This is a genomic window from Cysteiniphilum sp. (genome assembly GCF_057495195.1).
In genome coordinates this window covers 1-10638 of the sequence record NZ_JBXTEF010000065.1, presented here as the reverse complement: position 1 = coordinate 10638, position 10638 = coordinate 1, and the positions used below count along the sequence as shown (strand labels likewise).

The window sequence follows — 10638 nt, the reverse complement described above, 5'->3', positions numbered from 1 at the left end:
GGGAGTGTTCATAAAACTGTGTCAATTTAAATTTAATATTGATGTAGTGTGTTATTGCTAGAATAAACAGAGCAACTGTCAAGGAGGAACGCAGCAACGTGTTGCGAGTAGTCCTTGATGGTTGTGAGGTTTATGACACGCTTAGCAGAGGCTGCAAACTTGGTTTGCAGCCCTGCCTCTCTGGCGAAGAGAATTAAAGACTTTTATTTTTTGATTCGCTAAGATTGGACGCATTACGCTCAAAATAATGGATAAAAAAATGACGCTAAATAAACATACTTCCGAACAATTTAACTACGCTGACTTTGAGCAACAAGCAATAAAAGCACTAAAATCTGGTCAATCTTTAACAGGTTCTGATGGTGTGATCACTCCCTTGATTAAGCGTATTATCGAAGCCTCCTTAGAGGCTGAAATTGAAGATCATCTTGAGCAGAGTGACAACAATAGACGCAATGGTAAATCAACAAAGACCGTGAAATCTTCCTCTGGCGAATTCGAGCTAGAAACACCGCGAGATCGTGATGGTAGCTTTGACCCTCAACTTGTTAAAAAACGCCAGACAATTCTAAATGAAAGCTTAGATGAAAAGGTACTTGCTTTATATGGTTTAGGCATGAGCTATCAGGATATCTGTGCACATTTACAGGATATGTATGGTATGGATGTTTCTACAGGACTCATTAGCAAGATAACGGATAAATTAATACCAACGATCACTGAATGGCGTAATCGTCCGTTAGAGTCGATTTATAGCATTGTTTATTTAGATGCCATGTTTTTTAAGGCTCGGGAAAATGGGCGTGTAGTGACTAAAGCGGTTTATAATGTTTTGGGCATTGATCAGCATGGTCAGAAAGATATTTTAGGCTTTTATATTGCTGAGAGTGAAGGTGCGCATTTTTGGCTAGGCGTATTAAATCAATTAAAATCGCGCGGTGTTGATGACATTCTTATCGCTTGTGTTGATGGACTTAAGGGCTTTCCTGAAGCAATAGCTGCCACTTTTCCACAAACGGAGATACAGTTGTGTGTCATACACCAAATACGTCATTCCTTGAAATATGTTGCTAGTAAAGATCAAAAAGCATTTATTTCCGATTTAAAGCGTGTTTATAAGGCTGATACGCTAGAGCTTGCTGAGCATGCTTTGCTTGAGCTAGATGATACTTGGGGAAAGAAATATCCGTTGGTACTAAAATCTTGGCAAGATAAATGGGAAAGTTTGTCGGCATACTTTAAATATCACCCTGATATTCGACGTATTATTTATACCACAAATGCAGTAGAGGGCTTTCATCGACAAGTGAGAAAATACACAAAATCAAAGGGAGCCTTTACTTCAGAAACAGCTTTAGTTAAACTCATTTACTGTGCTTACCAGCACATTAAAAAGAAATGGACGATGCCAGTGGCAAACTGGGCAACAACCGTTTCACAGCTCAACATCTTTTTTCCTGAACGGTTAAAACTTGAGCTTTAGGGTGACACAGTTGAGTGAACAGTCTCCTTAGCCTAAAAAACAATAAAAAAACTATTCACAGATGATTTCATCTTGAAAGGCAATGCCATCTTCTGCCTCTAAATCATTAGAGTTGACTGTACATGTTTGTCCATCTTTGGTTTCAAGGGTAAGTTTCTCCCCGAGTATGACATCAATTTGCGCAAAACCATCGCCATCGGTTTCACTGGGTTCTAATCCGCCCGTTATTTTAGCAAAACTCAGTATTTCTCCTTGTGTATTAACAAAGTTTCCCATAATTAAAACAGCAGGTTTGGCGTTAAGTGTAATGGTCTCAACATTACCTGGATAAAGTGTCACATCACGATCATTATGAGGAACACTTAGGGTCAGTTCATGTGCTTGAACTTGTACGTTATGCTCTTTATATACCGACATCGGTACAAAGTAACTTTCATTATTATCGATGACGGCATTTTCTTTGCCATCAACATAGATGGTATATTTGCTAGGGATATCTGCATTAACATAAATAAGCACACCACTGCGATTATCTGAGCCACTAATACCCCAGTTGGTCATTGGTGTGTAAGCAAGTGAGCTTGATGTTTGAATGTTGTAGCTAATGACAGATTTATCATGCTTTGATTGTGCCAAATTAAGCTGTTGTAATGAATTAAAATAACGATTGCTAGTACTTGCATATTGTGAATAGTATTGGGTATTACGATTCATCTCGCTGCTAATGCCTAAATCATTGTGATAATTACTGCCTGCAAACTCCTTGCCAATATTGAGTTTAATATTTTCTTCTCTTTGTACTTCTTTTTCACTTTGTTGACTTACTTGGCCTTCAAGACCTGCTACCATATACCAACCACTTTGAGCACCAAAGCTCCATGTTAATTGTAAGAAGGCGCTTTTGTTGCTTGCTGAGTGATCTAAAGATAATGAAAGCGTTAAGTGATTGTTATCTCCAAAGCTCAGCGTTTTAGAGACGCCAAAACCAATATCATGTTGGAAATTATTATCGACATAAGCATAGCTTAGTGAAGTTGTGAAATTAATATCATGCCAATTAAAAGATAACGATGTGCCAATGTTTGTGTTACTTGTTTGAGTGTCTTCAAAATACTGATTAATGTAGCTGCTTTTATTTTCTTTAACCCAGATTTGCCGAAAGAAAGTATTCAATGTCACACCTGATACGTTACCCGCAACAGAGAAAGCAAGACCCAAATCACCAAAATTACTCACAGCAAATGAGTTATAAAAGCTTAAATGTGATAGCTCCATCATTAGCATAAATTCGCCAATGGCTTCTTGCTGGTTAAATACTGTTACGTGTTCACCAATACCAAAAGACTTGCTTAAGCGCTGTTTGGCTTCAAAAGTCAATACATTAAGATCGGTTAATGTAGGGAAAATAGTCCCAGAAACAAGCTCAGCCAAACGCCCATAGCTAATATAGTAATTAGGTAAAGTCAAAAGTGGCAGGGCATTGGTCTTAATAAAATAAACTTGTTTATTAGAGGTTTGATTGGTCAATGTGCGTGTCTCAAGACGCAGCATATAAGCGCCTGATGGAAAACTGCGTGTATCAAGAAAGTGATTTCCCGGTGGAAAGTATTGGGTATCGATTAAGGTATTACCACGATAAACATCAACATAACTAGGCACAATAATATTAACTTCAACCGGTGTGGCAATTTGCTCATTTAAGTTAGTCAGAAGCTCAAGATTAGTTTGCAAGCTGGCACCCGCAATTTGCAAGCTTGGGATGATCATTGTGCCTACTGTATCTTGTAAGCCGAGCGATAGGTGGTATTGCTTATGGCGCCAATTTAGATCAAAATCACGAAATTGAAATTGCTTAATTGGTGGCTGTCCTGGGGTGACAGAATAGGTGAAGTTATCCTTGTAGTCTAAATGCCAGTTACCATAACCTAAGTAACCGTTGTGATTTAATGCTATCGAGTGATTTTGATCATTATTACCTGAAACACCAAGTTGAAATAGATTTAGCGTGCCAAATCCTGCCGTTGAGTCTTGTAGAAATTTGGCAGGAACAGCATCTTGTGCTAGAAGGTATTTAGGATTAATAAAAAGTTGCGCGCGATAATTATTGCGATCAAAAATAACGCCTAATGTTTGTGGGCGAATAAAGCCGCAATTGGGACCATTGCTACAATTACGTTTGGCATTGGTTTTTTGTGGTGATGATATTTCCTCTAGTAGCAAATGTTGGGCAGTTTTTGCGATATACGGTTTAAGTTTTTGTAAAATAAGATCAGGCTCATCAAAAGTAATTTCATCATCATTAAACGTTGCAGTGGTTTCTACTAATTTTTCTTTACCAAAGACAATGGTCACAAGACTGGTTTCATCATCTTCAATAAAATCTTCAAAGCCAGGCGGTAAATCGGATGCAGCAGCTGTTTTGGGTATCATGCCTATAACTAGACAGTGACTTAATAACAAAGCCAGACATATGGAAAGGTGCTTTATTTTCTTCTTGCTGAAATAGGTCTGACAAGTAGCCATAATTTATCTGCTTTGCAGAATCAATGATAGCTGATAACGGCCAGCCTTTGCATTTTGAATCGTATATTTAGAGAACTTAATGGCAATGCTTTCATACAGTTGACATTCATTAAATTTATGATTATTTGTTTGAATACTTTGAATTTGATTATAAGGCATCACTACTTTATTAATTAAAATTTGATAGGGGAGATTGCCTTAGTTATTTAATCCCTTAGCAATGAATCCACCTTCATTTGTGGTAATGCGTAAAGGAAATCGATTATTGCCCTTGTGATAAGCACAGAAAGTGCCTAAAGGAATAATTTGATCCCGACCCTTAGTGATCATATCTGCACTGATAACAATCTTTTCATTAAGTGCGAGATTGCCAACGACAAAACGAGGTTTTTTTCGCTCTTTTTTAGCTGGACGCTCATAGTGTTTAGAGTTGTTTTTAAACTGATAGGCAGTTAGTGTTACGGGGATAAACACGAAGATAAGCAAAACAAAAGCAAGGTATCTGCTTATAGTTGTCATCTAACCTCCCGTACTTGTTTGATTATTAGCTAATTGTAATGTTGGCAATATAATGGATGGAGCCTTGAACATCAATACCTGCTGCATCTTCGGCAATTTCAGCCTTATCATCAGCTGACTTTTTATATTGACTAATTACTAATTGTAGTTTCATTGGTTCAGTGATCTTACCCTTTGCACGCACGGAAATACGCTTATTATTACCAGCGCCTAAATTACGGATTAATATAGGACTAATAATAACAGGAAGTTTTTTTAGCTCACTGTTGCTGTAAGTGATGATATGTTTAGGGTCAGTGACGTTTTTGACTTGTACAATAAAAGTACCGCTTTCATTGCCAATATTGGTTAGTGGAATATAATCACGTTTTACTTTTTGGTTGATGACAATGTCAGGTTTAACAACATCAAGCACAGCACCGGCAAAGACTGAAGATATGGTTGTTATCAATAATAAAAGACCTGCAACTATGCGCGTTAATTTCATGGCTTTATTCCTTTTGACTGGTTTAATAAGCTTATAAACAACAAAAGGGATATTCAAAAAGATATCCCTTACGCTTTTATTTATGTACTGAAAAATTTAATTGAATATGTGTTGTTACGCAACACTTAAATTCAAAGAGGCGTTATATGTCCCAGCTTTTGCATTGCGAATATCAGCACCTTTAAATGTCATAGAAACGGATTCTTTGGTTTTGCAACCTGATGGCAAATCATTAGCATCAACAACGACTTCATTCTTACCATATTTGACAGGTGTTTTATTGATCACAAGGGTATAAGGTAGCTCACCTTCACCTTTAGTACCGACAACCGCAAATTTCTTCTCATTATTTGATACATCAACCGTTACTTTGCCATTTTTATCATTGGTGTATGTGCAAAATTCAGCCAAATCAAAAGTTTTGTCTTTACCTGCAGCAACGTCAGCAGCTGAAATGACAATCTTTTGGTTCATGCTTAGATCACCAAGAATGCTTTTTGCTTCAACAACAACTTCAGATTTACCTGCCTCAGCAGCAAAAGCTGAAGTGGATAACAATGCACCTACTGTGAATGCTACAACTAAAACTTTCTTCATAAATTATGCTCCTTTATTTATTGATTACTTTCCTTTGGGTTTTTATCTAAAAACTAATCAACTGCATCGAATTAACAATCACTCATACAGCAACGTGCACATTATTACTTAGGTTTATTACTTTTGTAAAGTAATAACAAACAAAAAAACGTGAATACTACGTTTGACAGTGCACGAAGCGCTGTGAAAAGCACAAGTAATCAGTTAAACTGCCACTGTTTTAGAAATTAAGTTAACAACAGGAAATATTGACAGTTATGTCAAACAAGATAAAAAGATCACTTTATCAGGAAAAAGATTATTATCGTGGTGTGTATGAGTCACATCCAAAAGCCCATTTTTCTGCCTTTCGTCGTGATTATGCACGTGTCATTCATTCAGCATCTTTTAGACGCTTACAAGGGAAAACACAGATTTTCCCTTGTTCTGAGAGTGAATTTTTTAGAAATCGTTTAACGCATTCGCTTGAAGTGGCGCAAGTTGCCAAATCGATTGCAACAGGACTAAACTCACGTTTTGATTTGGATTTAGATACCGACTTAGTTGAAACAGCAGCGTTATGTCATGATATTGGGCATCCACCTTTTGGGCATAATGGTGAGAAAGCATTACATGCTAAAATGCGTGAGTTTGGTGGTTTTGAAGGCAATGCGCAAACGCTAAGATTATTAGCAAAAACAGAGAAAAAAGTGTTTAAAGGTGATGGCCCCATTCATTCTGGTAAAGATAATCGTTTTGGCTTGAATTTAACGCATCGCACATTAGCAGCAACCCTTAAGTATGATAAGGAGATCCCAAATTATATTATCAGCTCAAGTGATCGACCGATAAAAGGGTATTACGCTAGTGAAAAAGCAATGGTTGAGAAGGTTAAACAGCATGTGCTTTTTGGCTACCCTGATGATGTTTTACATAACCGCAAGTTTAAGACGATAGAGTGCTCAATTATGGATCTGGCGGATGATATTGCTTATTCGACTTATGATATTGAGGATGCGTTCAAAGGTGGTTTTTTAGATCCATTATCAATGGTTAATGCCGAAGAAAAAGTGCTTATACAAGTACAGCAGCAAGCTGAACTGGATGGACTTCATTTGTCAATTGCCGATATTAAAGCAATTTTAAAATCAATATTTGAAGGGATTATTGATTTTGATGCTAAGTTTGATGATGTTTATCAGCAGGCAACAAAGCTAGCTAATTCAAGTTATTTACGTACGAAATTTACCTCTAATCTTGTGCATTACTGTATTTCACATGTATCACTTAATTATGATAAAGTTTGTCCGGTATTATCTTCGGTTTCTCTGGAAGCAGATGTTTATAAGCAAGTGGAGGTATTAAAGCTTTTTGTCTATTTTACGGTGATTAGTTCACCTAAGATGAATGTTGTGCGTTATCAAGGGCGTGAAATTATCTCTTCATTATTTGATATCTTAATTAATTCACAGAGAGAGACATCCCTTTTGCCTGAAGATGTCGGTGAGATTTTTTATGCCTTTGATTCGGATGATCAGATTAATCGCGCGCGGGTGATTAGTGATTTTATTGCAAGCATGACCGATCGCTATGCAATTGAGCTACATAATCGTTTAACATCGTCATCTGCTCAGAGCATTTTTAAACCGGTTTAAGCCTTTTTCGTTTATGTATATAAGTGCACTTAATATCTTTCAGTTTCGTAATTTAGCCAATGCCTCATTAGCACTGCATCCACGTGTAAATATGATTTGTGGGCAAAATGGTAGTGGCAAAACCTCTATTTTGGAGGCGATTTATTTTTTATCAATGGGACGCTCTTTTAGAAGCTCGCAGCTTGCGCGAATCATTGAACATGACAAGGATAATTTCCAACTGTTTGCTAAATTTTATAGTGGTTATGAATTAAGTGATTCAGAAGAAAAGACGCTTGCGAGTATGCGCGATAAACACAGTAAAAGTATCGTGAAATTAAATGGTGAGGATGCGCAATCACAAGCACAGTTAACGCGCGCACTTCCTGTGCAATTATTTAACCCTGAGAGCTTTAGCTTAATCAATAGTGGCGCACAACAACGCTCAAAATTACTAGATTGGGGTGCTTTTTATCACAAACCTGAATTCTTAACGTTATGGCAGCAATCAAAGCGTTTGATTAAGCAACGTAATGCGGCACTAAAGCAAGGTTATCCATTAAGCTATATCGAGATTCTAGATCAAGAGCTTGTTGCTAAATCAGAAAGTTTAGATCAAGCTCGACTTGAGTACTTTGAGATTTTAATGCCTAAAGTGATGACAATTCTTAAAGAGTTTAACAGTGATCTTGCTATTGATATGAGTTATTATCGTGGTTGGTCCCAAGATAAAAGCTTAAGAGAAGTATTGACATCAAGTTATGTCAGTGATTCAAAAACAGGGGTCACAAGTCATGGTGTACATCGCGCGGATTTGCGCTTTAAGATTAAAGGGCATCCAGCGCAAGATATTCTCTCGCGTGGACAGCAGAAGATTTTAATATCAGCGTTGAAGTTAGCGCAAGGTGAGATTTTTTCAAAAGAACATCAAACCGGTTGTATTTATCTTGTAGATGATCTCCACTCAGAACTGGATCAAGTGCATTTACAAAAAGTGCTAAATAAGTTGATGCATATTAATGCACAAATTATTATGACAGCAATTAAGCTCGAGCATTTACAAAGCTTATTAAACGGTATTGAGTTTGCGCATTTTCAGTTAAAAGATAATGTTTGTGAAAAAATGGAGAAATTGTACTAACCAAAATCACGGTAATAATATGGTTGTGCTTTCTTTTCATTCCAAACGATTAGAAATACAATATGTGTCAAATTATGTAGAAAAAATACAGGAGGCGGGCGTGCCGTATACTATCAATATGCCATTTGGAAAAGAAATACCTTTAGTATTTGACTCACCACATAGTGGGTTTATTTTTCCTATCGAGTTTAAAAGCTGTGCTAGTCTTGATGCATTAAAAAGTGGTTGTGATTGGTATGTTGATGAGTTATGGCGGGATGCTTTGAAATATGGTGCAACCATTTTAGCCGCTTCTTTTCCGCGCGCTTTTATCGATCCTAACAGAGCGGTGACCGATGTCGATTTAGGTTTGATTGAAGGGCAATGGACGAGAGATATTAAACCAACAGATTACTCCAAAAGAGGTATGGGGTTGATTAGGCGTTATGCCTTGCCAAATCAGCCAGTGTATAGTGGAAAGCTCCAAGTATCGGAAGTGTATAAGCGAATTGATCAATATTATGTGCCTTATCGTCAAATGTTAGATGCATTGCTTAAAGGTAAGAAGGGTGAGTTTGGTTGTGTTTATCATGTTGATTGTCATTCGATGAAATCCAAGGGCAATAAAATGAATATTGATGCTGGAAAGCCACGAGCTGATTTTGTCATTAGCGATGCAGAGGGTCTTAGCAGTGAGAAAGAATTTGTAACACTATGCATTCAAACGCTTGAATCACAAGGTTATAATGTCAGCTACAATGATCCTTATAAAGGTGGTGATATTGTACGAAGTTGTGGTCAACCGAGTAAACATATGCATAGTGTGCAAATTGAGATTAATCGCGCGTTATATCTTGATGAAGTTAACTATAGCAGAAGTAAAGGATTTTCTACCTTGCAATATAATCTAGGCGTATTAAGCCAAAAGCTAGCAGATTATGTTAAGCGTAAGATTTAATGATTGAGTAGGAGGGGTGATGTCTATTAAGAAAAATGATGGGAGCAAGAAGCTTCTGCATCCAGTTTTGCTAATGCTTATTGTGCTATTTTTATGTTTAATCCTAAGCTATTTGATTCCCTCAGGAACATTTGCATATAGTGGCAAAAATATTACTCCAAACAGCTATGCTTCAGTTGCAAATTCGCATTTTAGTTGGATGAATCTTTTTTCAACTCATACAAAGCAAAATGCTTCAGGGCTTGGCATACTAGATGTTTTTCTAGCCATTCCACAAGGTTTTCAAGCTTATTCAAGCCTCATAGTGATGGTACTTATCATTGGTGGAATGTTTAGTGTATTGCAAGAAACAGGGCTTATAGAAAAAGGTATTGATCGCTTATTGGTACTAACCAAAGCTAATTTGTATCTACTGATTTTGTCATTGATGGTCATTTTGAGTTTAGGAAGTACCTTTGTTGGTTTAATCTCTGAATACCTAATTATTATTCCTGTGATTGTAGCGTTAATGGCGCGCTTTGGGTTATCTAATTTAGTTGGACTTGCGGTGGTTGCTATCTCAGCTAAACTTGGTTATATTGCATCAGTTACTAACCCCTTTGCATTATCTGTTGCGCAACCGATTGCTGGTATTCCTGTTTTAAGTGGTATTCCATTTCGCTTATGTGTTTATTTGGTTTTGTTGTTTGCAGGTTGTGGCTATCTTTTACATTATGTAAAAAAACAAAGTATCACGCCAGTTACAATGGATTATAATGAGTCTAAGAAGTTAGATATGACAAGCGTGTCTCTGCTTGTTTTAATCATTGTGGCAATTGCATTTTTAATCTATGCGCAGCATCGTTGGGCATGGAACACCAGTGAATTAAGCTCTTTTTATATTATTTTATCGATTTTAATTGCAGTAGTCGCGCGGTTAAAACCAAGTGTTGCAGCAGAAGCCTTTGTACTAGGAATGCGCAAAATGGTTTTAGCTGCTGTTTTGATTGGAATGGCAGGAGCAGTTGATATTCTGCTAAAAAAAGCAATGATTCTTGACTCAATAATCTATGGCTTAAGTCATTTACTTGGTTTTGGTAGTGGGGTGATCTCTGCAAATATCATGATGTTTATCCAAATGCTCTTAGATATCTTAATTCCATCAACATCAGGGCAAGCTGCAGTTACTCTGCCTATTTTAGTGCCTGTAGGACATCAGCTAGGCGTCTCAGCACAGACGACGGTTTCAGCCTTTTTATTTGGTAATGGTCTATCTAATATAATTAATGCGAATCAAGGGTTGAATAATAATCAAAAATAAAGTTTACGAGTTGCCAATCCATAATTTATTGTGTTAAT

General features: G+C 37.0%; 9 protein-coding genes. 5 read left to right on the top strand and 4 right to left on the bottom strand.

The features are described from left to right. The first annotated feature begins 259 nt into the window (after positions 1–259). Positions 260–1483, top strand: coding sequence for an IS256 family transposase (locus tag ACY10D_RS05565; RefSeq protein ID WP_486999776.1), 1224 nt, complete (start codon positions 260–262; stop codon positions 1481–1483). 51 nt (positions 1484–1534) lie between these two features. Here the strand turns inward: ACY10D_RS05565 and ACY10D_RS05560 are convergent, their stop codons facing one another. From ACY10D_RS05560 to ACY10D_RS05545, 4 genes are all read right to left on the bottom strand, one after another. Next, entirely contained in the window at positions 1535–4006 is a 2472-nt protein-coding gene (locus tag ACY10D_RS05560; RefSeq protein ID WP_486999775.1) for a TcfC E-set like domain-containing protein, read from the bottom strand. A 198-nt stretch (positions 4007–4204) separates the two neighbouring features. Beyond that, positions 4205–4525, bottom strand: coding sequence for a hypothetical protein (locus ACY10D_RS05555; protein ID WP_486999774.1), 321 nt, complete (start codon positions 4523–4525; stop codon positions 4205–4207). A gap of 25 nt (positions 4526–4550) precedes the next feature. After that, complete coding sequence (locus tag ACY10D_RS05550; RefSeq protein WP_486999773.1) at positions 4551–5012, bottom strand: hypothetical protein; 462 nt, start codon at positions 5010–5012, stop codon at positions 4551–4553. A gap of 114 nt (positions 5013–5126) precedes the next feature. Next, positions 5127–5609, bottom strand: a complete 483-nt coding sequence (locus ACY10D_RS05545; RefSeq protein WP_486999772.1) for a hypothetical protein — start codon at positions 5607–5609, stop codon at positions 5127–5129. A gap of 269 nt (positions 5610–5878) precedes the next feature. Here ACY10D_RS05545 and dgt point away from each other — a divergent pair, with 269 nt between their 5' ends. From dgt to ACY10D_RS05525, 4 genes are all read left to right on the top strand, one after another. Further along, positions 5879–7243: a dGTP triphosphohydrolase gene (gene dgt, locus ACY10D_RS05540; protein WP_486999777.1), complete on the top strand. Its 1365-nt coding sequence runs from the start codon at positions 5879–5881 to the stop codon at positions 7241–7243. Positions 7244–7256: 13 nt separating this feature from the next. Further along, positions 7257–8363: a DNA replication/repair protein RecF gene (recF, locus tag ACY10D_RS05535; protein WP_486999771.1), complete on the top strand. Its 1107-nt coding sequence runs from the start codon at positions 7257–7259 to the stop codon at positions 8361–8363. Positions 8364–8463: 100 nt separating this feature from the next. After that, positions 8464–9300 (top strand): N-formylglutamate amidohydrolase, encoded by an 837-nt coding sequence (locus ACY10D_RS05530; RefSeq protein ID WP_486999770.1) that lies wholly within the window; start codon positions 8464–8466, stop codon positions 9298–9300. 19 nt (positions 9301–9319) lie between these two features. Continuing rightward, a complete protein-coding gene (locus ACY10D_RS05525) occupies positions 9320–10600 on the top strand; it encodes a hypothetical protein (protein ID WP_486999769.1) in 1281 nt (426 codons plus the stop codon). The last annotated feature ends 38 nt before the right edge of the window (positions 10601–10638 follow it).

Excerpts from the sequence above, each read along its gene's own strand:
- ACY10D_RS05565 (WP_486999776.1), top strand. The coding sequence starts at position 260 with ATGACGCTAAATAAACATACTTCCGAACAATTTAACTACGCTGACTTT.
- ACY10D_RS05560 (WP_486999775.1), bottom strand. The coding sequence starts at position 4,006 with ATGGCTACTTGTCAGACCTATTTCAGCAAGAAGAAAATAAAGCACCTT.
- ACY10D_RS05555 (WP_486999774.1), bottom strand. The coding sequence starts at position 4,525 with ATGACAACTATAAGCAGATACCTTGCTTTTGTTTTGCTTATCTTCGTG.
- ACY10D_RS05550 (WP_486999773.1), bottom strand. The coding sequence starts at position 5,012 with ATGAAATTAACGCGCATAGTTGCAGGTCTTTTATTATTGATAACAACC.
- ACY10D_RS05545 (WP_486999772.1), bottom strand. The coding sequence starts at position 5,609 with ATGAAGAAAGTTTTAGTTGTAGCATTCACAGTAGGTGCATTGTTATCC.
- recF (WP_486999771.1), top strand. The coding sequence starts at position 7,257 with ATGTATATAAGTGCACTTAATATCTTTCAGTTTCGTAATTTAGCCAAT.
- ACY10D_RS05525 (WP_486999769.1), top strand. The coding sequence starts at position 9,320 with ATGTCTATTAAGAAAAATGATGGGAGCAAGAAGCTTCTGCATCCAGTT.